Origin of the sequence: Sorangium sp. So ce362 (genome assembly GCF_051519845.1) — a bacterium.
In the GTDB taxonomy this organism is placed as follows: domain Bacteria; phylum Myxococcota_A; class Polyangia; order Polyangiales; family Polyangiaceae; genus Sorangium.
In genome coordinates, this window is sequence record NZ_CP150332.1 from 10,366,311 (window position 1) to 10,390,963 (window position 24,653).

16 protein-coding genes are annotated in these 24,653 nt (G+C 71.3%); 10 read left to right on the forward strand and 6 right to left on the reverse strand.

Annotated elements, in window-relative coordinates; all coding sequences use genetic code 11:
• Positions 1-66 precede the first annotated feature (66 nt).
• Entirely contained in the window at positions 67-5,706 is a 5,640-nt protein-coding gene (locus tag WMF17_RS39875; RefSeq protein ID WP_437646342.1) for a DNRLRE domain-containing protein, read from the forward strand.
• A 55-nt stretch (positions 5,707-5,761) separates the two neighbouring features.
• On the forward strand, positions 5,762-7,444 hold the full coding sequence (locus tag WMF17_RS39880) for a VWA domain-containing protein (RefSeq protein WP_437598687.1): 1,683 nt from the start codon (positions 5,762-5,764) through the stop codon (positions 7,442-7,444).
• A gap of 98 nt (positions 7,445-7,542) precedes the next feature.
• Here the strand turns inward: WMF17_RS39880 and WMF17_RS39885 are convergent, their stop codons facing one another.
• The 3 genes from WMF17_RS39885 to metG form a co-directional block, all read right to left on the reverse strand.
• Positions 7,543-8,538 carry an AraC family transcriptional regulator ligand-binding domain-containing protein gene (locus WMF17_RS39885; RefSeq protein ID WP_437598688.1) on the reverse strand — a complete coding sequence of 332 codons (996 nt, stop codon included), beginning with the start codon at positions 8,536-8,538 and terminating at the stop codon, positions 7,543-7,545.
• A 175-nt stretch (positions 8,539-8,713) separates the two neighbouring features.
• Positions 8,714-10,318: a sensor histidine kinase gene (locus tag WMF17_RS39890; RefSeq protein WP_437646344.1), complete on the reverse strand. Its 1,605-nt coding sequence runs from the start codon at positions 10,316-10,318 to the stop codon at positions 8,714-8,716.
• Between the two features lie 178 nt (positions 10,319-10,496).
• Positions 10,497-12,587, reverse strand: a complete 2,091-nt coding sequence (gene metG, locus WMF17_RS39895; protein ID WP_437646346.1) for a methionine--tRNA ligase — start codon at positions 12,585-12,587, stop codon at positions 10,497-10,499.
• A gap of 171 nt (positions 12,588-12,758) precedes the next feature.
• On the opposite strand from metG, the gene WMF17_RS39900 reads away from it, so the two are divergent.
• The 3 genes from WMF17_RS39900 (at position 12,759) to WMF17_RS39910 (ending at position 15,848) form a co-directional block, all read left to right on the forward strand.
• The gene (locus WMF17_RS39900) at positions 12,759-13,373 is read left to right on the forward strand and encodes a Dps family protein (protein ID WP_437598691.1); all 615 of its coding nucleotides are present in this window, start codon (positions 12,759-12,761) and stop codon (positions 13,371-13,373) included.
• A gap of 172 nt (positions 13,374-13,545) precedes the next feature.
• Positions 13,546-14,835: a phytoene desaturase family protein gene (locus WMF17_RS39905; protein ID WP_437646348.1), complete on the forward strand. Its 1,290-nt coding sequence runs from the start codon at positions 13,546-13,548 to the stop codon at positions 14,833-14,835.
• 20 nt (positions 14,836-14,855) lie between these two features.
• Positions 14,856-15,848, forward strand: coding sequence for a sigma-70 family RNA polymerase sigma factor (locus tag WMF17_RS39910; protein WP_437646349.1), 993 nt, complete (start codon positions 14,856-14,858; stop codon positions 15,846-15,848).
• A 156-nt stretch (positions 15,849-16,004) separates the two neighbouring features.
• Here the strand turns inward: WMF17_RS39910 and WMF17_RS39915 are convergent, their stop codons facing one another.
• Entirely contained in the window at positions 16,005-16,346 is a 342-nt protein-coding gene (locus WMF17_RS39915; protein ID WP_437598694.1) for a polyhydroxyalkanoic acid system family protein, read from the reverse strand.
• Between the two features lie 538 nt (positions 16,347-16,884).
• On the opposite strand from WMF17_RS39915, the gene rseP reads away from it, so the two are divergent.
• A complete protein-coding gene (gene rseP / locus WMF17_RS39920) occupies positions 16,885-18,555 on the forward strand; it encodes an RIP metalloprotease RseP (protein WP_437598695.1) in 1,671 nt (556 codons plus the stop codon).
• The gene (locus WMF17_RS39925; protein WP_437646350.1) at positions 18,548-20,080 is read left to right on the forward strand and encodes an RsmB/NOP family class I SAM-dependent RNA methyltransferase; all 1,533 of its coding nucleotides are present in this window, start codon (positions 18,548-18,550) and stop codon (positions 20,078-20,080) included. Before rseP ends, WMF17_RS39925 begins: the two co-directional genes overlap by 8 nt.
• Before the next feature lie 268 nt (positions 20,081-20,348).
• Here WMF17_RS39925 and WMF17_RS39930 read toward each other — a convergent pair whose 3' ends face one another.
• Both WMF17_RS39930 and WMF17_RS39935 read right to left on the reverse strand, forming a co-directional pair.
• Positions 20,349-20,675: a DUF6968 family protein gene (locus tag WMF17_RS39930; RefSeq protein ID WP_437646352.1), complete on the reverse strand. Its 327-nt coding sequence runs from the start codon at positions 20,673-20,675 to the stop codon at positions 20,349-20,351.
• Between the two features lie 602 nt (positions 20,676-21,277).
• Positions 21,278-21,862 carry a hypothetical protein gene (locus WMF17_RS39935; protein ID WP_437646354.1) on the reverse strand — a complete coding sequence of 195 codons (585 nt, stop codon included), beginning with the start codon at positions 21,860-21,862 and terminating at the stop codon, positions 21,278-21,280.
• A 356-nt stretch (positions 21,863-22,218) separates the two neighbouring features.
• Between WMF17_RS39935 and WMF17_RS39940 the strand changes: the two genes are divergently transcribed.
• The 3 genes from WMF17_RS39940 (at position 22,219) to WMF17_RS39950 (ending at position 24,588) form a co-directional block, all read left to right on the forward strand.
• On the forward strand, positions 22,219-22,809 hold the full coding sequence (locus WMF17_RS39940; RefSeq protein WP_437646356.1) for a Uma2 family endonuclease: 591 nt from the start codon (positions 22,219-22,221) through the stop codon (positions 22,807-22,809).
• Between the two features lie 163 nt (positions 22,810-22,972).
• Positions 22,973-23,278 carry a hypothetical protein gene (locus tag WMF17_RS39945; RefSeq protein ID WP_437576254.1) on the forward strand — a complete coding sequence of 102 codons (306 nt, stop codon included), beginning with the start codon at positions 22,973-22,975 and terminating at the stop codon, positions 23,276-23,278.
• Entirely contained in the window at positions 23,275-24,588 is a 1,314-nt protein-coding gene (locus WMF17_RS39950; RefSeq protein ID WP_437646358.1) for a hypothetical protein, read from the forward strand. The genes WMF17_RS39945 and WMF17_RS39950 overlap by 4 nt, the downstream gene beginning before the upstream one ends.
• Positions 24,589-24,653 lie beyond the last annotated feature (65 nt).

Sequence of the window (24,653 nt, forward strand, 5' to 3'; positions counted from 1 at the left end):
GTTGATTCAATGACAGCTCGTAGGTCCGTGCTGATACGTCAGCTCATTCAATCACGGGACGCCCTCGTGATTTCCAGTCGCGCAGGGCGCCTCCCACTCCTCTTCTGCCTGGGCATCGTCGCCGCCGCCTGCGAGGGCGGCGCGGACGACCCGAGCGAGCCCATTGGCGATGCGCAGCAAGCGCTCTGCGCAGCCGACGATCTGGGCTGCCAGAACGGCGCCCCGAGCTGGCCGAAGTGGTCTCAGCAGCCCGATCGGCCGGACCCGGTCTTCCAGGAGTTCGAGACCGGCTCGGGCGCCGGGAGCGCGTCGAGCAGCGCCTCCACCGGCAGCGCGTCGAGCAGCGCCTCCACCGGCAGCGCGTCGAGCAGCGCCTCCACCGGCAGCGCGTCGAGCAGCGCCTCCACCGGCGCGAGCGGGGCCGGCGGCGGCTCCGGCGTCGAGTTCAAGGTCAAGGCGTGCGACCCGAACCAGCTCGGCAAGATGCCGGAGAGCCCCAACCCGAAGGGCGCCGACCTGCAGAACATCACGACGAACTTCCACGTCCTGCAGTCGATGCAGCTCCTCTCGTCGATCGTCAACAAGACGTCCGAGGCGATCAACAAGTTCGAGACGGAGACGATCGAGGACGCGGACAAGGGCAATTGCATCTGCACCCAGCGCGTGGCCGCCGAGTGCCTGGACGTCATCCAGCAGGACAAGACGACCTACGAGGAGTGCTCCGACTTCTGCGACCCGGTCACGACGCCGGCGAACGACTGCAGCACCGGGGTGCTCGTCTGGCTCGCCAACGACATCCAGCAGAGCGAAGCGGGCAAGGCCAAATGGGCCCTCAGCACGATCAAGTGGCTCGACAAGATCGCCGGCGAGATCGCCGACGGGCGCTTCGCGGATTTCCTGGAGCAGTTCGGCGGCGAGCTCTCGAACGCCACGGAGCTGCTCGCGAAGATCCAGTGTTACATCGACCTGTACACCGAGGGATACCACCTCGGCAGCTACTCCGAGCAGCGGCCTGATCTGCACATGTGCATCCCCTGGGCCGGGCACGGCGCGTACGCCACGCTGGCCGAGAGCGGCAACGGCAAGTGGGGCATCGGCGGCCGCTACACGTCGCACAACCTGAGCGAGGAGCGACGCGCCCAGATGCGCACCGGCGGCTTCGCCGTCACGGCGTTCGGTGAGACGCTGAGCATCCTCCCGGGGATGGAGTTCGACATGCAGCTCGACGGCTACAAGTGGTTCAACCGCGAAGCCCCCCTCGGCATCGCGGCCTTCGGCCACTCGGGCGGCGGGGGCTTGAGCCTCTCCGCCGCCAAGAAGAACGGGGTCTTCTACCTCGCGGACGAGGATCAGACCGAATCGCTCGACACCGACCACGACGGCCGGGTGTCTCCGCAGGAGTTCCTCATCGGGACCTACATGCCGTTCTCCTACACGGCGGACTACACGCCGAGCGGCGCTCCGAGCCCGGCCACCTGGCCCAGGGACGCGGCGGAGCCGGTCGAGGGCTGGGAGGGGCGCTCCGCCGCCGTCATGGCCGCTGCGCTCAACCTGGATCTGCAGATGAAGCCGATCGAGAAGGAGCTGACGAAGATCCCGCTCCCCCCGGTCCCCGGCGCGTTCCTCATCCCGTATTTCCGGCTCGGCGCCGGGGTCAAGTGGTACGACGAGGCCTATTTCATGCGCAAGCGCCTGCAGGAGGCGCTCAACAAGCACACGAACCACAAGATCGAGAACGTCGATTTCGATCGCAACATGCACCCGTTCCAGGCGCCGGACGTGACGGCCGAGGCGGGGACGGAGGTCTCGGTGCGCCCGGAGATCGGCGCGAAGCTCTTCCTCGGTGTGCCGCTCGGCAAGCGGCTGAAGGTCGGCGTGGAGGCGAGCATCGGCTTCTCCGTGGATCTCAAGCCGAGCGGCTCCGGCGGCGTGGTCGACCTCAACACCGCGCTCGAGCAGGCGCTGGTGAACAGCAACCCCGACGAGGACCTCGAGTGCAAGCCCGTCTTCAACTACAAAGATCAGACCTACTGCTCGAACCGGCTCGTCGAGGAGTCCGGGCTCAACCTCGGCTGCTCCCCGCTCGACACGAACAACTCCTGCTGCATCTCCTTCGTCGCGGGCGGCCGCGCCTGCATCGACGACTGGACGGGCATCACCCAGGCGCTGTGCGACCCGGGCGAGCTCTCGTACGAGCTGTTCTCGACCTTCCTGAAGGAGAAGACGGCCAAGCAGCTCAAGAGCGCCTTCCAGCAAGGCTTCACCGCCCAGTGGAACGCGAACAAGACCTGTGACGAGTGCAACAGCGACGGCACCTGCACGACGAACGTGCGCAGCGACGATCTCCGCGACATCTCGGGCTGCCAGAAGCACGGCGTCTGCTGCCTCCCCGTGACGTCGTCGCCCTTCGGCCAGGCCGGGCTGCGCAGCCTCGTGAACGGCACGTACACGCAGGCCCGCTTCCTCCAGGCCGGCGACCTGGCCCACGATCCGGCCACGCGCCTGCTCTACGTCGCGGACCGGACGGCCGTTCGCCGCATCGACCTGGCGAGCGGCGCGGTGACGACGATCGCGGGATCGAGCGCCTCGGGCTCCACCGACGGCGTGGGCACCGCCGCGCGGTTCAACACGATCTCGGGCATCACGCTCCATAACGGCGCGCTGTACATCGCGGATCGCGGCGGCCGCACGGTCCGCAAGCTCACGCTGAGCAGCGGCCAGGTCACGACGGTCGTCGACCGCGCGGTGCTCGGCACGCCGCGCGACGTGGCCGTGGACGGAGGCGGCCTGTACGTCACCGACAGCGGGGCCCGCACGCTGATCCGCATCGATCTGGCGACGAGCGCCGCCACCGTCGTCGCCGGCCAGCCCTCGTCGTCCGGAAACGTCGACGGCGTGGGATCGGCCGCCCGGTTCGCCGAGCCGGCCGGCATCGTCGCCGACGGGCGCGGCAACCTGTACATCGCCGACGCGTTCAACCACGCGCTGCGCCGGTTCGAGGTCGCGACCGCGACGGTCACCACCGTGGCCGGCAACGGCACCGCGGGCTCCGCGGACGGCGTGGGGACGGCCGCTCGGCTCACCTCCCCGCAGGCGCTCGCGACCGACGGCTCCGGCAGCGTGTTCATCGGCGAAGGCAACAGGCCCGGCCGCATCCGGCGCTTCGATCCGGCGCTCGGCGCCACCGCCACGATCGCCGGCTCGCCTGGCACCGTGTGGCTGGACGGGCTGGCCGAGGACGCCATCTTCGAGCTGCCCGGGGGCGTCGCCGTGCTGCCCTCCGGCGACATCTACGTGAGCGACACGCTGCCGTCGACGGTCCGCAAGATCGCCAGCGACTGCGACGCGTCCGTCCCGGGAGCCGTCGAGTACGACCTCACGGAGGCCGAGTGCCCCGGCACCTTCGGCGCGTACCGCTGCGTGACCGAGACCCGGAGCGATGTCGTCGAGTGGCGGGGCCCCGGGTGCCATCCGCTCCACGCCGGCTTCCAGTCCGCGTGCGGCTGCGCGTCGGACGCCGACTGCGGGAGCGGCGAGACCTGCGACACGGTGAAGAAGCTGTGCGCCGTCGGCGGCACGCCGGTCGAGTGCCTGTGCAGCGCGAACCCGAACCCGACCTGCGCGAGCGAGCCAGGCCGCACGTGCGTCGAGGGGGCGTGCACCCGCCGCTGCAACTACAACGCTGCCACCGCGGACACCGCCTGCGGCTACGGTCAGGTCTGCACGCCCGACGGCGCGTGCGCGCCGCAGGCCGGCGCCCAGTACGCCGAGCAGGTGATCTGGGGGATGAAGAACCAGGAGGCGCCCGCCCACGCGATCGCCACCTACGGCATGAGCGAGATCGAGCTGATCGCCGCGCTCAACGCCGGCATCCACGTCGGCCTCGAGGTGAAGCTGTTCAAGAAGCCGAAGAAGTTCACGCTCTGGGACTGGCGCCGCTCCTGGGACATCGGCTCGGTCGAGAAGGCCTGGTTCCAGCCCGGGCTCGAGGCCACGTACCAGTGGGACAGCACGTCGCTCGGCCAGGTGACGAACTACCAGCCGGACGAGGTGACCCGCTATGCGACGGTCACGTCGGAGACAGGCGACTTCCTCTCGTGGTGCAAGGACGAGCTGCCGCTCTACCCCGAGGACCCGCTGCCCCCCACCACGGACGCCGTCACGGGCAGCGTGCAGGAGGTCATCGACTTCGGCTTCAACCTGGGAGAGCAGGTGTCCACGATGGAGAACCTCTGCATCGACGGTCGGCCCATGATGGAGTGGCTGCAGGACCAGGACGCGCTCGCCGAGGCGTTCGTGACCGGGACCTGCTCCTACGTCGGACTGGTGAGCGGCCTGCGCGGCAACCTCAATTTCCCGTGCCAGGAGGCGCACCTGTACCTGCTCATGCACTGGGGCTGCCTCGACACGCAGCGCTCCGCCATCTCCAACCAGCTGCGGCTGGGCGCCTTCAGCGGCGCGATCATCAACAACCCGACGCCCACGTTCGACCCGGCGGCGCTGCTGTACAACACGAGCGACGGCTTCGAGGCGTCGAACCTCGTGCACCGGAGCGCCCTCGCCGAGGCGTGGCTCGCCGAGGTGGAGGCCTGCTTCGACGACCACTCCGAGGACACTGTGCCTTGCACGTGCATCGACGACGCGGATTGCACGACGGGACCGGGGCAGACCTGCGTGAGCGGGACGTGCCAGGGCCCCGAGGACGACGTCATCCAGTGCTCCGTCGTGAAGAACGCGGGCGTGACCGTCGAGCGCTGCTGCGGCGACGGCGTGCAGCAGGCGTCCGAGCAGTGCGATGACGGCAATGCGCAGAACGGCGACGGCTGCTCGTCGAGCTGCAAGCCGGAGACGAAGGGCGCGTGCTGCCGGTCCCTGGCCTGCACCGATCTCGGCACGGGCGGCATCAATTCCAGCGCGAGCTGCCGCGAGGCCGGCGGCTACTTCGTGAGCGGTCACACCTGCGCCGAGATCGACGCCTGCGGGGCCGAGCCCATCGGCTCCTGCACAGAGCCCGACGGGACGTGTCACACGCCGACCTACGAGGCGCAGTGCGACGCGGTGAGCGGCGTGTTCGTCGTCGGCGGCCACTGCGAGAACGAGCCGGAGCGGGTGACGCTGCAGCCCGGCAGCGCCGGCATCGACGCGACAATCACCAGCCTGAGCGGGGGAGTCGGGACCAACAACGGGAGCTCCCCGAACATGACGGCGGGGGTGTGGACCGCCGGCGGTACCAGTTACGTGAACCGGAGCCTGTTCCGCTTCGATCTGTCGACCATCCCGGCGGGCTCCACGATCGAGCGGGCGCGCCTCAGCCTCTACGCCGATCCCGACGCGCGCATCTACGGCCAGGGCACCGCGAACGGCCTGCTCCCGGGGCACTCGACGTATGGCGGCTCCAACGCCTTCCTGCTCCAGCGCGTCACCTCGGCGTGGCAGGAGAACACCGTGACCTGGGCCAACCAGCCCACGGCCACGTCGCTTCACCAAGTGCTCCTGCCGCAGAGCACGTCGAACGGTCAGGATTACGCGGGCGTGGACGTGACCGAGCTCGTGCGGGACATGCTGAGCGCGCCCGCGAGCAACCACGGCTTCCTGATGCGTCTCGAGAGTGAGGTGGTGAACTACCGGGAGGTCTCGTTCATGTCGAGCGACAACGCGAACGCCGCGCGGCTCCCCAAGCTCGATGTGGTGTTCCGGAGACCCTGATCGCCGGCGCGCTCAACCTTTGGTTTTGATCAAGATTGCAGAAGGATTGGAGACCATGAGAACGTCATTCAGAATCTTCGCGGCCGTCGCCGGCGGCCTCCTCACGAGCGTGGCGGGGGTGTCCACGGCGCGGGCGCAGGTCGCCCCGCTCGACACAAACCATGTGCTGGTCATCGACCGGTCCGGCAGCATGTCCGGCGACCGCATCGAGCTCGCGAAGAAGGCGGCCAAGATCTACTGGAACACGCTCGTATCGAGCAACGTGCCCGCGTCGCAGTCGTTCACCGAGCTGCTCGGCGTGGCGAGCTACGCCGACACCTCGTCCATCACGTACCCCATGACGGCGCTCCCGGCGTCCGGCCTGGAGTCCGCGGTCGACGCGCTCGTCGCGAGCGGGGTGACCTCGATCGGGTCCGGCCTGGAGGAGGCGCTCGGCATGCTGGTCGCCGAGAGCCCGACAAAGAGCGCGCGCGAGTGCGTCATCCTGCTGTCCGACGGGCAGCACAACACGCCGCCGGCCCCGAGCGACTTCTACACGGCCTATTACAGCCGCGTGGACGAGGTCCACTCGATCGCGCTCGGGTCGGGGGCGGACGAGTCGATGATGAGCGACATCGCAGCCAACTACGGGTTCTCGCCCGGGGTCTACCTGCGCGCCGACAGCGACACCGCGATCGACCAGCTGGAGCTGATCGGCGCGTTCAACCGCATGGCGAACGATTGCCGTGACGGCGGCATGATCGATCAGGTGCTGACGCAGGTCCCGCCGCAGTCGACGTCGTGCGCAGACACGCTGGTCTCGGCGGCTCAGATCGTGGATTTCACGATGATCTTCGTCGGCGCGGCCGCGCCGGACGTGTACTTGCAGCCCCCGCAGGGGCACCCGACGCCCGTGATCACCGAGACGAACTTCGCCACGTCGGGCTCCGACATGACCTTCTTCTCGGCCGAGAGCTTCAAGCGCTTCTCCCTGAACCTGACCGAGTCCTACGAGGAGGGGTTCTGGCAGTTCTGCGCGGTCAACAGCTCGGATCAGCCCCTCTACCTCTACTCCGCGGTGTCGACCCTGGCCGATCCGATCACGCTCGACGTCACGGCGAGCACGCTGAACGTCGGGGCGGCGCCGCTCATCGTGGAGGCCGAGGTGAGCCACCTGGGCAGCCCGCTGGTGGGCGCCGCGCTCAGAGCGGAGATCACCGGTCCGAGCGGCGCGGTCACGATCCTGTCGCTCCATGACGACGGCTCCGCCGTGCACGGCGACACGACGCACCAGGACGGCGTTTACTCGATGAAGGTCGACCAGTTCACCGAGACGGGGAGCCACGACGTCACGGTGTTCGCGGACTACGTCGGCAGCGCCACCGTGCCGATGTTCACGCGGCAGCACACGTTCGGCTTCTACAAGGACCCCACGCCGTCCACGCCCGTCTGCCAGAGCCTCGGGGCGATGAGCACGGCGATCGTCACCTCGATCAACGGGTCAGCGTGCTTCCAGATCGATCGGGCGAGCCTCCCGACCACCTGGACGCCGGCGACCCTGACGCTGCAGATGAGCCCGGCGGACGGCGTCCCGCTGAACGGCGTCAGCGTGTCGGCCAACGGCGGAGCGCCCCAGAACGCCCCGGCGAACAGCTGGTCCGCGCTGACCACGATCCCGTTCCCGGGCACCGCGAACGACGTTGTCTATCAGGTGAACACGACGGGCAACAGGCAGCTTCAGATTCAATGGTATCCGTGACGCTGCGCGACGGCCTCGGCGCGACGCGCCTTCGATCGATCATGTCCCGCGCGCGGGCGTAGAGTCCCTTTCTCTCAGGACCGCCGGTGCGCTCCGGCTCACCGGCGGCGCAGCGCGCGGGACACCGAGCGCGCGCTCGCATAGCCAAGCCCGGCGGCGAGCGTGCGTCTCGTGGGGTTCGACGAGGCCAGATAGTGGTTCGCGAGCTCGGTTCGTACTTCCATCAAGAGAGCGCGATGCGACGTGCCCTGCTCTCGCAACAGCCGCTGGACGGTCCGCGAGCTCACGCCGAGGTGCTCGGCGACGCGATCGATGTTCGGGTTGCCCGCGGCGACGCAGATCTGGAGGGCCAGTCGGACGTCGTTCACGAAGCTCGACGGAGCGGCGGCCGCCGCCGGCGTCTCGCCGACCTTGCTGTTCGCCCGGAGCCGTGCCTCCGCGCAGTCCTCGAGGACCTCACAGAGGCGCGGCTCGGCGGAATGGAAGGGCAGCTGCAGGAGCTCCCGATCGAAGACCAGCTCGTCGCAGGGGGCATCGAACTCGACCCGCGCGTCGAAGATCCGCTCGTACTCGCCGCCGACGCGCTCGCGGCCGTGCCGGAAGCGCACGGCCAGCGGGCGGATGTGCTCACCGGAGAACGTCCGCGCCCGGAGCACCATCAAGCTGGAGAGGAGATCCGCGACGGCAGGCACGCCGTCCGGCGAGAAATGGCGGAAATGCGCGCGGCGACCGGTCACCTGCAGGCCCAGGACGCCCGCATTGGCGAGCAGCGGCGCAAAGCGGATGAAGCGGTCCAGCGCTTCGCCGAAGCTGCTGCTGCTCCGTGTCAGATAATCCAAGAGGTCGAGCGAGCCGACGTCGAGCTGCTCCGCGGCGTGCAGCCCGATCAGCGGATCGCCGCTCACCTCCTCGGCGGAGGACCAGATCTGCCGCGCCGCGCGGAGCGAGATCGGCAGCCCGCGCTGGCGGAGCGCCCCCGGCGGGAGCCCGGAGTTTCGCAGGACCGCGTCGATCGGTAGACCGAGCTTGGGCGCTGCCGAGAGAAGGAGCAGGACGAAGTCAGAGAACGCGGACGGAGCTAGCGCCTTGACCAAGATTCCTCACGAGCACAAATAATTCGAGGGTAATCGCCGAGACGGTCGGGAGCAACCCGGATCCTGGCGCGCCGTGCGGCCCCGGCGAGTCCCCCTCGCCGCCGGGGGCCGGGCAAGCCCGGTCAGACCTCTCTCTCGCGCAACCCGGGACGAGCCCGAGCGGCGCGGCCCCACCTCACCCCGCCGCCTCCGCCGCCCTCTCAGGCCACCGCGCCTCGAAGCGCGCGCCGCCTCCGCCTCCCTGGGCGACGCGCTCGTGGCGCAGCGTGCCCCCGTGCCGCTCCAGCCAGCGCGCCGCGACGGCCAGGCCGAGCCCCGTGCCCGGGTGCCTCGCGTCTCGCCCCCGCCCCGTCACGAACGGCTGGAACAGCATCGCCTCGATCTCGGCCGGCACCCCCGGGCCGTTGTCCTCCACGCGCACGACCACGAAGCCGCCCTCGCCGCGCGTGACGACCGCCCGGATCCGCCCCTCGGCGCTCCCTTCGAGCGCGATGGCCGCGTTCTGCAGCAGCGCCGTCGCGACGTCGAGGAAGGCCCCGCGGTCGGCCTCGACGAAGATCGGCCCGCCCGTCTCGGGCGCGATCTCGATCGGCGGCGCGCCCTCGCCGACGATCTGCCGGACGTGGCTCGCCGCGAGCCGCAGCGTGGAGAGCGCGTCGACCTCGCTCACCTCGAGCGGCCGCGGGCGGCTGTAGCGGAGCAGATCGTCGAGGAACCGCTTGGCCCGGTCGACCTGGCCGCGCAGCGAGGCCACGGTCTCGGGCTTCGCGCCCTGCCGCTCGAGCAGCTTCGTCTGGGCGGCGATGACCCCGAGCGGATTGCGGATCTCGTGCGCCACCGCGCTCGCGAGCCGGCCGAGCTCGGCGAGCCGCTCGGCCTGGTCGGCGCGCACCTCGACGCGCTCGATCTCCTCGGCGAGATCGCGGACGCCGATCGGCCTCTTGAACATCCGGCGCCCGAGGTGCTCCACGACGAGCAAGCGCAGCGGGTCGGACGGGAGCGCGACGAGGAAGGTGACGAAGACGAGCCAGGCGAGCGACGCGCCGCCGCCGGGCGCGAGCGCGGGCAGGATCTTGAAGAGGACGACGAGCCCGAGCGACGAGAGGAACGCCGTGAGGCCGGCGTAGGCGAGCCCCTGCGCGAAGACGCGGCGGGAGCGCCCGAGCTCGCCGATGAGCACCGCGTAGGCCACGAGCAGGATGGCGAGGAGGAGGACCGGCGCGCCGAGGAGCACGTCCCCGAGCCCATGCACACGCAGCACCACGAGGAAGCCGCCCCCGAGCGTCGCGAGCACGCTGCCGAAGAAGAGCGCGGCGATGCGCCGCTGCTGGAGCCCCCGGGCCGCGAGCGCCGCGCGCCCGAGCCGGACGCCGACCGCGACCGCGGCGAGGCCCATGACGACGGCGAGCGGGAGGAACAGCGGGCCCGGCGAGCGGGCGGCAGGGCCGTAGAGCAGGCGCGGGGAGACGGCCCCGAGCAGCGTCACCGCGGCGCTCACGGCGTAGGCCGCGGCGACGGGGCGGCGCGAGGCGCCGGCGACGTCGGCGTAAGCGTGGGCGAGGCCCGCGGCGACGATGATCCCGCTCGGGAGGACGTGCTCGGCGAGGGCGACCGTGCCCTCGGTCTCGAGCAGGATGAGCCCTGTGACCCAGAAGGCGAGGAAGAAGCAGAGGGCGACGAGGCCGCGGCCCACGTTGCGCCCGAGGCGCAGCGCGGTGACCGCGACGGTCACGGCCACGGCCCAGAGCGGGTAGTACGCGAGGGCGACAAGGGGTCTCACGGGGGCCTCGGCGATCGGGAGGCCCCGACGATAGCGCCGAACGCCGCGGCCGCGCGACGTATCCACGCCGTGGACAGCCGCGTGCCCACGACCTGGGCACGGCGGCCCGGCGCCGCGCCGGGCGCCCCCTCGGCGGGGCCGTATCGGAGAGGGGCTGTCGCGCCCTCGCCGCCTCGCCTCAGTGCACCCGCATCCCCGGCTTCGCCCCCGAGTCGGGCGAAAGGAGGTGCACCGTCTCGTCCCCCGCCGCCAGCACCATCCCCTCGCTGAGGCCGAACTTCATCTTCCGCGGCGCCAGGTTGGCGCACACGATGACGAGCCTCCCGACCAGGTCCTCCGGCTTGTAGTGCGCCTTGATCCCGGCAAACACCGTTCGCCGCGCCTCTCCGCCGAGCGAGACGGTCAGCTTGAGCAGCTTCTTCGCCTCGGGCACGTGCTCCGCCGCGACGATGCGCGCCACGCGCAGGTCGACCTTGGTGAAGTCGTCGATCGTGCACTCCGGCGCGAGCGGCTCCCTGGCGAGCGCCGCGCCGTCGTCCTCGGCGGCCGCGCCCCCGCCGGCCGCCTGGCCCGCAGCCGGCGTCTCCGCCGTCACGACCGCGGCCGGCGTCCCCGCCCCGCCCGCCGCCGCCTCCTCGGCCGGGCGGCTCTCCGTGATCATCTTCTCCACTGCAGCCGGATCGACCCGCTTCATGAGGTGCTCATACGCGGCCACCGGCGTCCCCACAAGCGGCGTCTTCGCGAGCTCCCACCGGTCCATCGGGCACCCGAGCAGCCGCGCGACGCCGTCGGCGAGCCTCGGCACCACGGGCGCCAGGTAGATCACGATCTGCCGGAACAGGTTGAGCGCCACGGTGCACACGGCCTGCACCTCGGCCGCCTTCTCCGGCTGCTTCGCCAGCGCCCACGGCTGCATCCGGTCGACATACTCGTTCGCCCGATCCGCCAGCGACACGATGATCCTCGTCGCCCTCGCGTAGTCGAACGCCGCGTACGCCGCCCCGATCGCGTCCGCCTCCGCCGCGGCCGCCGCGAACAGCCCCCCGTCGTCCGGATAGGCCGCCGACAGGCCCGTCTGGGCCACGAAGCGCGATGATCGGCTCGCCAGGTTCACGACCTTGTTCACGAGCTCGGCGTTCACCTTGTTCACGAGCTCTTCCAGGTTCAGGTCGATGTCGTCGACCTTCGAGCTCAGCTTGCTCGCGTAGTAATAACGCAGGTACGCCGGGTCGAGGTGCTTCAGGTACGTCGAGGCCAGCACGAACGTGCCTTTGCTCTTCGACATCTTCTCTCCGTTGACCGTCAGGAACCCGTGCACCTGCACGCGAGACGGCAGCGAGAAGCGCGCGGCCCTGAGCATCGCCGGCCAGAAGAGCGTGTGAAAATAGACGATATCCTTCCCGATGACGTGGACGATCTCGGTCTCCTCGGATCGCCACCAGTCGTCGAACGCCTCGCCTTCCCGGTCGCACCACTCCTTGCTCGCGGCCATGTACCCGATCGGCGCGTCGAACCAGACATACCAGTAGTTCCCTGGCGCGTCGGGGATCTCGAACCCGAAATACGGCGCAGGGCGCGATACGTCCCAGTCGCGCAGGGGCTCCGACAGGAAGTGGCCCGCGAGGTAGTTCGCGATCTCCTTCGGCATCCGCCCCTCGCCCTGCGTCCAGGTCGAGAGGAACGGCCGCTCCGGCTCGATGGCCACCATGAGGTGCTGCGCGCTGCGCACCTCGGGCCGCGCGCCCGTGAGCGCGCTCCTCGGCTCGACGAGATCCGTGGCGGCGTAGGTCGAGCCGCACCGGTCGCAGCTGTCGCCGTACTGGTCCCCGGCCCCGCACTTCGGGCAGGTGCCCTTGACGAAGCGATCCGCCAGGAACATGCCCTCCTTCGGGTCGAAGAGCTGCGTGACGTCCTTCGTGGTCACCATGCCGCGCTCGCGCAGCGACGCCCAGATCTGCTCGCACAGCGCCCGGTTCGCGGGCGAGTTCGTGCTGCCGTAATGGTCGAACCGGATCTGGAACGCCGCGAAATCACGCTGGTGCGCCGCGCTCATGCCGGCGATGACGTCGGCCTCGCTCCGCCCCTCCTGCCTCGCGCGGATCATGATGGCCGTGCCGTGGGTGTCGTCGGCGCACAGGTAGATGCACCTCCGCCCGATCATGCGCCAGTAGCGCGCGAGGATGTCGGTCTGCGTGTACTCGACGAGGTGGCCGATATGGATGTGCCCGTTGGCGTAGGGGAGCGCGCTGGTGAGCAGGAGCCGTTTCATGCTGCGCTCGACTTTGCACGAGATCCCGGCCGGATGCGAGCGGCCGATGCGGCGCGGCGCGCCGGCGTCTGGCCGAGCCGCCCCGCGCGGAGGCGACTCCGGGCCTCCACCCTTGGACGGAGCGGGCAACCGCCTTAGATACCCGATGAACCGAGCGACGTGGAGGGGACCATGACATCGAAGCGCCAGCAGCAGCAACAACGTGGCAAGCGCGGAGAAACGCGGGCGCTGGAGGCCCAGCCCCTCCTGCGCCAGCGGAGCAGAGAGATCCAGCCTTTCGGGACGATCGTGGAGTATCCGCTATCGCTCGACGCGAAGAAGCGCGCGGCGAGCGTCAAGATGCTCAATCAGATCCTGGCCGACACCCTCGTCCTCCGCGATCTCTACAAGAAGCACCACTGGCAGGTGTCCGGGCCGACCTTCTACCCGCTGCACCTGCTCTTCGACAAGCATTTCAAGGAGCAGACCGCGCTCATCGACCTGCTCGGCGAGCGCGTGCAGACCCTGGGCGGCATCGCCGTCGCCATGGCGCACGACGTCGCGGAGATGACGAAGGTCGAGCGGCCGCCCCGCGGCCGCGAGCAGGTGCCCGCCCAGCTGTCGCGCCTCCTCGACGCGCACGAGAGGATCCTCGCGGAGACGCGCGAGGCGGTGAAGCTCACGACCGAGAACCGCGACGACGGCACCGCCGACCTGCTCATGAGCGACGTCCTCCGCACGAACGAGATGCACGTGTGGTTCCTGTCCGAGCACCTCGTCGACACGCCCCTCGTCCGCGCCACCTGAGCCCCGGCCCGCCCTCGCCCGCGCCACACAGGCAACCGGCCAGACCGCTCGCGCGGGCCCGCCGCCGACCCCCTCCACCCGCCGACGCCTCCGACCCTCCCTCGAAATCGACAGGGCGCGCGTAACCTTTCCGGGCCCCCGATCGTGGTACCGCCAGGAAAGGGGAATCGTGATGAGAACTACAAAAGACGTGGTGGTGGTCGGCGGCGGGCTCGCGGGCCTCGCGGCGGCGACGTACCTTGGACGGGCGGGTCGGTCCGTCGCCCTCGTCGAGAAGGCGCACGCGCCGGGCGGCCGCGCGGTCACGCAGGAGAGTCACGGCTTCTCGCTGAACCTCGGCGCCCACGCGCTCTACCGCGGCGGCGCGGCGCAGGAGGTGCTCCGCGAGCTCGGGGTCCGGTACACGGGCGCGCCGCCGCCCGCGTCGGGCGCGTTCGCGTTCGACCGCGGCGCCTTCCACACCCTGCCGTCCGGCGCCCTGTCGCTCCTCACGACGGGCCTCTTCGGACTCGCCGCGAAGCTCGAGATGGGCCGCGTCCTCGGCGGCCTCGCCGCGCTGAGCCCCGCGCCGCTCGCGGCCGTCTCTGTCTCGGCCTGGCTCCGCGACGCCTTCCGGACGCCCGAGGTGCGCCGCTTCATCGGCATGCTCGTCCGGCTGACGACCTACTGCGCCGACGCCGATCGCCAGAGCGCCGGCGCCGCGCTCGCCCAGGTGCAGATCGCCCTGAGCCAGGGCGTGCTCTACCTCGACGGCGGCTGGCAGACGCTCGTCGACGGCCTGCGCGGCGCCGCGGAGGCGGCCGGCGTCGAGATCCTCACCGGCGTGCGGGCGACGCGCGTCGCCGCCGAGGGCGGCGCCGTCTCCTTCGTGGAGCTCGCGAACGGCGACCGCCTCGGCGCCGGCGCCGTCCTGCTCGCCGCGAGCCCGCGCGCCGCCGCCGCGCTCGCGCCCGACGTCCCGGCGCTCGCCGCGCACGCCGAGCGCGCCGTCCCGGTCCGCGCCGCGTGCCTCGACGTCGCGCTGTCCCGGCTGCCTCGCCCGCGCTTCCGCTTCGTGATGGGCATCGACCGCCCCCTCTACCTGTCGCTCCACTCCGGGGTCGCGCGGCTCGCCCCCGAGGGCGGCGCCGTCTTCCACGCCGCCCAGTACGGCCCCGAGCTCGCCGGCGGCGACGCCGAACGCGAGCTCCAGGACCTCCTCGAGCGCGCGCAGCCGGGCTACCGCGACGTGCTCGTCGAGCGCCGCTTCCTGCCCTCGCTCGTCGTCTCCAACGCCGTGGTCGCCGCCGAGGGGGGCGGCTACGCGGGGCGCCCCGGCGTCCGCGTCCCGGAGGTCGACGGGCTCTTTCTCGCGGGCGACTGGGTCGGATCGACGGGCATGCTCGCCGACGCGAGCCTCGGCAGCGCGCGGGACGCCGCCGCGGCCGTGCTCGCGCGCCGGGCGCTCGACCGCGCGGCGTGACGGGGTTACCCGGGCGCTCCATGAGCAGCTCCACGGCCTCCTCCGCCTCCTCGGCCCCCGGCGCGGCGCTCGCCCCTCCCCCGAGCTTCGTCGCCGCGAGCTACCGCGAGCACGAGCGCTTCCTCTGGGCGCTCTCCTACCGGCTCACCGGCAGCGCCGCCGACGCGGACGACATCGTGCAGGAGACGTTCGTCCGCGCGCTGGAGCGCCCGCCCGCGCGCACGGACGAGCCTGTGCGCCCGTGGCTCGCGCGCGTCGCGCTCAACCTCGGCCGCGACGCCCTCCGGCGCCGCAAGCGCTGCGCCTACGACGGCCCGTGGCTCCCCTCGCCGATCGAGGCGGAGCCCGAGCCGCCGTCGTTCGAGATCCCTGGCGAGGACGGCACCGAGGGCCGCTACGATCTCCTCGAGAGCGCGTCCTTCGCCTTCCTGATCGCGCTCGAGGCGCTCACCCCGCGGCAGCGCGCCGTGCTCCTGCTCCGCGACGTCTTCGACTACTCGGTGCAGGAGACCGCCGACGCGCTCGGCCTGTCGGAGGCCAGCGTGAAGACGACGCACCACCGCGCCCGCCGCGCGCTCGAGCCGTACGAGCGCGAGCGCTGCCGCCCCTCGCCCGAGCTCGTCGAGCGGTCGGGCGCGGCGCTCATGCGCTTCCTGCAGGCCCTGGCGACGCAGGACATCCCCGCCGTCGAGGCCCTGCTCAGCGAGGGCGTCCGCGTCCTCAACGACGCGGACGGCGAGTACAAGGCGGCGCGCCGGATCGTCGCCGGCCCGAACCGGGTCGCGCGGCTCTTCATCGGCCTGCTGCGGCACGAGGGCGGCGGAGAGCCCCGTCACGACATCCGCCTCCTCAACGGCCTCCCGGCGCTCGTCCTCGAGCGCCGGGCCGGCGCGGACAGGCTGGCTCCGAGGTACGTCCTCCGCTGCGACGTCGACGCGCGCGGCCGCATCACGGAGATCCACGTCGTGCTCGCCTCGCGCAAGCTGACGGCCGTGAGGCCGCTCACCCCGTGAGCGCGGCGGCGAGAGAGCGCGTCGAGGAGACAGCCCCTGCCGGCCGAGCACTGGAGTGAGTCATATCGCGGGGCGTGCTTCGGCCGGCGAAGTCAAACCTGTCCCCGCAAGGTAGCGCCGGCCCGCGGTCATGTCCACGGCGGAGCAGGCCGCTCGCTAGGCCGTTTTGCCGGCTCCCTGTCCCCGTTCCGCCCGTTCCTTGTGCGCCTCTCCGATGAAGTGGCGAACCTCTTTATCGATGGCGGCGATCGCCACTCCCTTGAAGGGGCGCAGGAGGAACGGCACGTCGAGATCGACGTCCACGGCGCCGGGGCGGAGCTCCATGCTGCCTTTCAGCTTGACCCCCTTCACCGAGAAGCCGAGCTCGGCGCGCTTCTCGTCGCGCCACACGAGGAAGGGCTCGAACTCCGCGTACCGCTCTCGGTATTGCGCGATCGCTCGTTCGGTGGCCACCTTCGCCTCGCCGTCGTTCAGGTCGTGCTCAATCGTGTGCTTCATGATGGGACCTCGCAGTTCGTATGGGGGCACATCGCGAGAATCGGCCAGGAGACCTTCCGCCGCGGGCGTCCGCTCGCAGCTTCGGCGCCCGGCCGATTTCCATCGGTGAGATATCACGGATGCGCCGAGCTCGCGGCCCTCCGGGGCACGCGATGACTCACTTCTGTGCTCTGTGGCATTTCGCCACGAGGCGAAATTGCAGGTGCCTGTGGGCTCGTGCACAGCAGCGGGACGGCGCGCGGGGCGGGTCGTTGCGCTCGCGCATCGGCCACCTCGCCGACGCGAGCCCTGATCGGACGAGCTCCTCGCGGCGCTCGAGGATCGCTTCCGCGCCGAGGAGGAGGCGGCCGAGGTCCAGCTCCGCCGCGCCCGGCACCGGGTCATCCGGGCGCGCGCCCGCGCGAGCGGCGCCGACGGCGGCCAGCCGAGGTCGTCGCTCCCCTGAGCCGGCCCTCCACGCCGGAGCGCGCCCCGCCCCGGTCTGCCTCCAGTGGCCAGTGGTCACCGCGCCCGGCCTCGCGTAAAGACAACCGCCGCCGTGGACCTCCTGTATTTCGCGCTGCTCTGCTCCGTGCTCATTTTCGTGCACGAGCTCGGCCACTTCGTGTGCGCGAAGATCTTCGGTGTGAAGGTCCTCACCTTCTCGATCGGCTTCGGCCCCCGGGTGCTGCGCCTGCGGGGCCGGGAGACGGAGTACTGCATCGCGCTCCTGCCCCTCGGCGGCTTCGTGAAGATGCTCGAGGAGAACCGGCAGGAGGCCGTGCTCCCCGAGGATCGCAAGCGCACCTTCGAGTCCCAGGCGCTCTGGAAGCGCGTGATCATCGTCATGGCCGGCCCGGCGATGAACGTGCTCTTCCCGGTGCTCCTCTACTTCGCCGTCTTCATCGGGGAGACCCGCTTCGTCCCGCCGACGGTCGGCGTGGTCCTGCCGGGGCACCCGGCCGAGGGCCGGCTCCTCCCGGGCGATCGCATCCTCGAGGTGGACGGCGAGCGCGTCAGCACCTTCGCCGAGCTCCACCGCATCGTCACCAAGAGCCCGAACCAGGAGCTCCGGCTCAAGGTGTTCCGCAACAAGGAGCACGTCGAGGTCACGGTCGTCCCGGAGGAGAAGGTCGTCCAGAAGCCGCTCGAGATCGTCGACCGGGTGGGTGAGATCGGCATCAAGCCGAGCCGCCCAGCCGCCGTGGTCGGCGTCTCGCGGCCCGACTCGCCGGCGTTCCGCGCCGGGCTGCGCACGTTCGACGTGGTGACGGAGGTGCGCGGCACGCCCGTGAAGACCTTCGGCGACGTGGAGCGCGCGCTCGAGGACAACCGCGGCGCCACGGTGCCGGTCACGTACCTGCGCCCGGTCCCTGTGTCGCGCGCGCTCGGCGGGCTGGCCGAGCTCGCCGTCTACGAGTCGGGCGTCGCCGCGCTGACCCCGGAGGCCGGCCACGGCGACCTGCTCGCGCGGACCGGCATCGAGCCGGCCGATCTCTACGTCGCCGAGGTGCCCCAGGGCTCGGCCGAGTGGGACGCCGAGCTCCGGCCGGGCGATCGCATCACCGAGGTCGACGGGGTCGAGGTCACCGCCTGGTCGACGTTCGTCGAGCTGCTGTTCGCGGCGCCCGATCGGCCGCACGTCATCACGTGGCAGCGCTCGGGCCAGCGCAAGAGCGGCACCATCGAGCTCCGGCGCGAGGACTGGGTCGACGAGTACGGCCAGCATCGCCCGCGCTTCTACCTGCGCGCGTCGAACTGGTCGCCGATGGTGGCCGAGCCTTATGTCGAGAGCCCGTCCGCGTTCCGGTTCGCCCTGGAGAGCGCCGTCGACGAGACGTACGACGTCATCCGGTTCATCGTGGTCGGGATCGTCCGCATCATGGAGGGCAAGGTCAGCATCTCCACGCTGGGCGGCCCCATCACGGTGTACGACGTCATCGGCGAGGAGGGCGCGAAGGGCGTCAGCTATTTCGTCTGGGCGATGGCGGTCATCTCGATCAACCTGGGGCTCATCAACCTGCTGCCCATTCCCGTGCTCGACGGCGGTCATCTCCTGTTCTTCACGTTCGAGGCCGTGCTGCGGCGCCCGCTGCCGCTGCGCGTCCGCGAGATCGCGAGCCTGGTCGGGCTCGTTGTGCTCATCGGCCTGATGGGCATCGCCTTCAAGAATGACGTCGAGCGCCGCTGGGACGTGATCCAGGGGCAGTTCAAGGAGCTCGTTGACTGACCGGACAAAAGGGGACGGGCGTGACGGCGGCGGCGCCGCGCAGCGCCCGAGGGAGAGCGCGCCGCGCGCGGTCGCGGCGCGCGTGCTCGCGCGGGTGTGGGCCTCGGACGCGTTCGCCTCGGCGGCCCTCGACGCCGAGCTGCGCCGCGCCCCGGCGCTCGATCCGCGGGACGTGGGCCTCGCGACCGAGCTCGTCTACGGCGTCCTGCGCGCGCAGGTGGCGCTCGAGGCGCGGATCGCCGAGTTCGCCGCGAAGAGCCGCTGGACGACGGATCCGCTGGTGCGCGCGCACGTGCTGATGGGCGCGTACTCGCTGTGCTTCCTCGATCGAGTCCCCCCGTTCGCGGCCGTCTCCGAGGCGGTGGACGGCGCCCAGGCGGCCGGCGGGCCGCGCGTCGGCGCGTTCGCGAACGCCGTGCTGCGCAGGCTCGCCGCGGCGATGGAGGCCGGCGGTCGCCCGCCGCTCGCGGGTGCGGTGGTCGCGTCGGCGCCGGGGTGGCTGCGGGGGGCCCTGCGCCGCTCGCTCGGCCGCGCGGCGGCCGAGGCGTTCCTGTCGGCCGGCCCGGTGCCGCCGCCGACCGGCCTTTGCCTTGCGCCCGGCGAGGACCGCGACGCGTGGCTCGAGGCGCTGCGGGGCGCCGCGCCCGCCGCGTCGTTCGAGGCGGGGCGCGTCTCGCCGGCCGCCATCGTCGCGCGCGGCGCGGGCGATCTCCGGCGGCTCCCCGGCTTCGGCGCGGCGTGGATCGGCCAGGAGGAGGGGGCGCAGGCGCTCGCGCTCGCGCTCGGCGCGCGCCCTGGCGAGCGGGTGCTCGACGCCTGCGCCGGCCGGGGCAACAAGTCGTGGATCCTGTCGCGCGCGGTGCTCCCCGGGGGCGCCGTGGACGCGGCGGACCTGTATCCCGCGAAGCTCTCGCAGCTCCGCGCGACGCTGAGCGCGCCGCCGGCGAGCGCGGAGGGCGCCGGCGCGCAGGTGGGCGATGCGCAGGCCCGCGATGCGCAGGTGGGCGATGCGCCGGCCCTCGATGCGCAGCCCAGCGGGGCGCAGGCCGGCGCGCCTGGCGGGCTGGAGCGGGCCGCTGCGTTCGTCCGCGAGACCTACGCCGTGGACTGGACGGTGGGCGCGGGCGACGTCCCCGAGGGCTACGACCGGGTGCTCGTCGACGCCCCCTGCTCCGGGGTCGGCACGCTGCGGCGGCGCCCGGAGATCGCGCTCCGGCGCGACGCGGACGACCTTCCGCGCCTCGCGGATCTCCAGGTCGCGATCGCGCGACGCGCCGCGACGCGCGCCCGGGACGGCGGCCGGCTCGTGTTCGCCGTGTGCAGCGTGCTGCGCGAGGAGTGCGAGGCCGTGGCGACGCGGCTCGCGGCCCCGGCGGAGGACGACCTCGGCGTCCGGCTCGAGCCGGCGCCGTTCGACGCGGAGATCGCGCGGGAGCTTTCGGGCGGCGGGGACGCGTTCCGCCTGCTGCCGCACGTGCACGGCACGGACGGGTATTTCGCGGCGATGTTCATCGTGCGGCGGTGACGGCGCGCTCGCGTCCGCCGTCCTTCGGCGTTGCGGACGTCCTTCGCCGCGGTCGCGAGCTCCTTTGCATGCTCGCCGATCTTGCCAGCGAGGAGCTCGAGCGCATGGGTCGCGTGCTCGTCCTCATCATCGAGCGTGGCGTGGTGCGCGTCCTTCGAGGATGTCTTCTTGGTGGCCATCCCGCGCCAGCTAACGAGCGATTGAATGCGATCTCTGCTCCCCACGCGATCGCTACGCCGATTTCGCCGCCGCAAATTTCGGCGCTCTTTCAGGGAGTTGCAGCGGACGTCCCGAACCCGAGGTCATCGTCGCCAAGCCATCTCAACTTGGCTCCGGCGGGGGCAAGCGTGGCGAGGATTGGCGGCACGATCCAGCATGCTGCGAGAAACGCCTGCAGTTCGTCGACACCGTAAGAGTGGCGAGAGTACGGCTCGTCGAATCCACTGATCTCAACCAGCGCACGGAAGTCTCCGCCCGGAAGGGGATCGGGCTCTGGAAGCCCGATGCGAACAACGACGTCGTGTACGTCGTTCGAGCCGGGCAGCGTCATTTCGAGGGTGCGCTTTAGCGCTCTGGTGGCTGCGTGAGTACTCATTGCTCTAGTCCTTACACCTTTTGATGCACTTGATTTCTTCGCAATGCTGCCAACAAGAGCTGCTGGTCGAGCTTGAGCTCGTCACCCACCGACACGAGCCGCACGACTGCGCGCCGGAGCCCCTTCCAACCCCAGAAGCTTCTTCACACCGATCCTTGGCCTCGTCCAGACTCGCGTGCTCGCCCTGGTACCGCGTCGTGCAGCTACCTGCCGCGCCCTGGTTGTTGCAGGCAGCCGAGCCGGCCGTCCACGCGACCGTACATTCCACCGTTTGTGAGCACGGATCCCCATCGAATCCCGTGTGATTTTGCGGCTCCAGCGGCACATACCCGAAGCCCCCGACCCCTCCAATCGGAGTGATGATGCCGCCGCCGGCACCTTCGTTTCCATGACCTCGAACATAGCACTCTCCTACATCGTAATTGCACGCGGCGAGACCGAAGCACAGAACGACAAATAGCTTGCTCATCTCGGCTTACTTCGAACTTTCAAATGGGTCCAGTGGTCACCATCACGACCAGACTTCCAGGAAGAACGCGACTGCTGCCGCCAGCCCAGTCCACATGGACGCTGGTGGACACGCCCGAGGGCCCGGAGAAGTATCAATCGGACTGGGCGCGGCCGCATGGGGCAGTCCCCACCACGCGGTCGCAGATCACGGCACCGCACACCGGCATCGAGTAGATCGCCAGGGACGGCCCGAGGCTGATGGTCGTTGTCTTCGTGGCGTACCCAAGAGTGACTGCCGTTCGATCGTAGACCCCTACACCTGCCCCTGGAACGATGCTGAGCATGTTGTGGACTTCGAGCCGGAAGTCCCCCTCGCCGCGCCAGACCCATCCGGCGAAGGGGCTCACCGCGAGCCTGGGTTCGAACCCGACCTGGATCCCGCCCACGCTCACTCCGCCGCTGAACTCGAGTGCGTGCGCCGACGCCGGAACAACGACGAGCGCACAGGCGTAGAGCAGCAGACAGAGCTTGCCGTGGATGCCGATTGACATGACGGAAGCCCTGCCCCAGTCGCGACCCGCGACGTGACGACGCGCATTTTTTCTGGGCGTGGCTTGAGCGTCAAGAGCAACGTCGGCGGGTAGATCGCGATGCGCGTGCATCGATTCGTCCCGGGCGGCGCTGGTGCGCACGGTTGCGCGACGGGAATGGTCGTCCGCCACGTGGTTGACGAACACCCGCCACCAGGAACCGGCCGCGCTACGGCCCGTTGTCTCCCCGCTACGGCCCGTTGTCTCCCCGCGGCAGCCCATTGTCTCCCCGGAGATCATCGCTCCGCCGTGCCCCGGCGCCGCCGCGAGCCTCACGCCGCCGCGTCCCGGTATCGCCTGCATCGCGCCGCCCAATCCGGGCCTCGAGACGGTCGCCTCGGACGCGCGTCCCGAGGTGGACCGCATCTCACCGCCGGGCCTTGACGCGTTCGCGCTGGTCCTGGCGATCGCGGTCGTGGCCCTGCGCCGATGAACGCCCCGGCCGGCGCGCCGCCGGGGCTCACCGCCTTGCCCCGCCGCACGCCTCCGGGCAGGCTCCGGTCATGGGCCAGCCCGCCGAGAAGCAGCGCCGCGCCACGTACGCCGACCTGGAAGCCGTGCCGCCGAACAGGGTGGCGGAGCTCATCCGCGGCACCCTGCACGTGTTCCCGCGGCCGGCGCCGCGGCACTCCAGGGCCGAGAGCGCGCTGCAGGGGGAGCTCTTCGGCCCGTTCGACCGCGGGCGCGACGGGCCTGGCGGCTGGCTCATCCTGGTCGAACCCGAGCTGCACTTCCCCGACCCCGCGGCGCCTGGCGCGATCGACGCGCTCGTGCCCGACCTCGCCGGCTGGCGCCGCGAACGCATGCCAGAGCTGCCCGAAACGGCCTATTTCTCGCTCGCTCCGGACTGGATCTGCGAGGTCCTGAGCGCATCCACGGAGGGCGTCGACCGCGACGCGAAGATGCCCGTCTATGCGCGTGAGGGGGTGCGGCACGCGTGGCTTGTCGACCCGATCGCGCGGACGCTCGAGGTGTACGTGCTCGGCCAGGATCGTCGCTGGGGGCCCGCGGTGGTCCACCGCGACGCCGCGCGCGTTCGCGCCGAGCCGTTCGATGCCATCGAGCTCGATCTCTCCGTGCTCTGGGCGACGTAGGAGGCCGCCGCGCCGGCGAGGGCGGCGGTGACGCGCCATGCCTCGAGTTCCCGGCCGCGGCGCTTCAGCACATCAGACGTTGCTGTCTCGATGACGCTGTCGCAGCACGCCAGTATCGCAGCGCTGTACCGTGCCGCGCGCGTGTGAGAGGATCGCTCTCCTCATGAAGAGGATCAAGCTCAAGCTTCACAGCGACGAGTACCACCTCAGCGCCGTCGGCTACCTGTTCGAGGACCCCGCGCCCGCCGGGGATCCGGCCGGCGTGCGGCCGTTCTCGATCCGCAACACGGTCTTCCCCGAGTTCGATCTGGAGCCGGGTAACTACGTATTCCGCTTCAGGATCCGGAACGGCAGCGGCAAGTTCCAGATCTTCGCCTTCGACCCCAAGACGAACCAGAGCACCCGCGCGGAATACGACACGTCGACCGGCGCCGAGGCCCTCACGTTCAAGTTCACGGTGGCGCCATGAGGACATCCCTGCTGCTCCAGCGCACCGCAGCGCTGCTGTCTCTCTCGCTCTCGCTGGCGGCGCCCGCGCGCGCCCAGGGCGTGGCGCAGCCGTCGGCGCCGGCGCCGACGGTCGCCCCGCCCGTCCCCACGGCGCCTGTCGCCCCCGCGCCGCCCGCCCCGCCCGCCGCCGCCCCGAGCGCGCCCGCGGCCCCGTCGCCGGACGCCGGCGCGGCCCCGGCGCCCGCGCAGCCGGGCCGCGCCATCGCGCCGATCTCGCCCGTCTCGCCCGCCGCCGGCGCGCCCATCTCGCCCGTCTCGCCCGCCGCCGGCGCGCCCATCTCGCCCATCGCGCCGGCCGACACGGGCCGCGAGCTCGTCTATCTCGTGCCTGCCGAGGTCACGGGCAGCTCCGGGGGCGCGGCGGTCGCGCGGGTCGGCTTCGGGGTGCTGGCCGGCTTCGGCGAGGTGACCGATCCGACGGCGTGGGACGTGAGCACCGTGCTCGAGGCCGAGGTCGCCACCGAGGACGGGCTGGCCACGCTGATCGGCCTCTCGAACCCCGACGAGACGGCCCAGGCGCCGATCGGGAGCCTTCGCCTGTCGGCCTCGTTCGCGCGCCTTGACTTCGAGGGCGAGGGCAGCTCGGCGTATCCGCCGCTGGTCCTCTACGTCGGCGGCGCGGTCGGCCGCACCCGGTTCAGCTATCTCGGCCCGGGCCCCGAGCGGCGCGACACGAGCCTGCCGCCGACCTACGAGCCGCGCGAGCTCACCGCCGTGCCCTGGAGCGTCGGCGCCGCGGCCGTCTACGTCGGCGACGGCGGGAAGAAGCTCGCCCCGACGATCGAGGGGCAGATCGCGTTCGCGTCGCGCTGGAGCGCGTCGACCGACACGCTCGAGTGGTGCGAGCCCGCGGGCGACGTCGTCCGCGGCCTCGATCCGGTCACCCAGTCGACAACCTTCGCCCCGGCCTCGCGCTGCAAGCGCGAGGTGCTCGGCGCGCCGAGGCAGAGCCAGGAGCTCACCGTCGCGGCGCACGCCGGGCTCGTCGACAAGGCAGCGGGCGCCACGTTCCGCGCGGCGTTCGGCACGCGGGTCGCGGTCGCGCTCAACGACGACGCGCCCGCCGACGTGCGCATCAGCCTGCGTGCCCCGGTCTACGTGACGCTGGCGCGCGCGCCGGAAGGGACGAAGTACCGCGGGCTCATCCGGCTGATGCCGGCGCTCAGCGTGATCCGGCGCTCGACCGGCGAGACGGATGTCGGCGGCATGCTCGAGATCAGCTTCCTCGGCCAGCGCGCGATGTTCTCGGACAGCTACACGGATCTCTGACGGAAGGCGGCGGGCCGCGCAGTCGACGCGGCCCGCCGCGGCGGGCCCGGGCGCCCGGCCCGATC

Coding starts and splice junctions, on each gene's coding strand:
- WMF17_RS39930 (WP_437646352.1), bottom strand. CDS start 20,675: ATGAGTACTCACGCAGCCACCAGAGCGCTAAAGCGCACCCTCGAAATG.
- WMF17_RS39880 (WP_437598687.1), top strand. CDS start 5,762: ATGAGAACGTCATTCAGAATCTTCGCGGCCGTCGCCGGCGGCCTCCTC.
- metG (WP_437646346.1), bottom strand. CDS start 12,587: ATGAAACGGCTCCTGCTCACCAGCGCGCTCCCCTACGCCAACGGGCAC.
- WMF17_RS39915 (WP_437598694.1), bottom strand. CDS start 16,346: ATGAAGCACACGATTGAGCACGACCTGAACGACGGCGAGGCGAAGGTG.
- WMF17_RS39950 (WP_437646358.1), top strand. CDS start 23,275: ATGAGGACATCCCTGCTGCTCCAGCGCACCGCAGCGCTGCTGTCTCTC.
- WMF17_RS39905 (WP_437646348.1), top strand. CDS start 13,546: ATGAGAACTACAAAAGACGTGGTGGTGGTCGGCGGCGGGCTCGCGGGC.
- WMF17_RS39910 (WP_437646349.1), top strand. CDS start 14,856: ATGAGCAGCTCCACGGCCTCCTCCGCCTCCTCGGCCCCCGGCGCGGCG.
- WMF17_RS39900 (WP_437598691.1), top strand. CDS start 12,759: ATGACATCGAAGCGCCAGCAGCAGCAACAACGTGGCAAGCGCGGAGAA.
- WMF17_RS39940 (WP_437646356.1), top strand. CDS start 22,219: ATGGGCCAGCCCGCCGAGAAGCAGCGCCGCGCCACGTACGCCGACCTG.
- WMF17_RS39945 (WP_437576254.1), top strand. CDS start 22,973: ATGAAGAGGATCAAGCTCAAGCTTCACAGCGACGAGTACCACCTCAGC.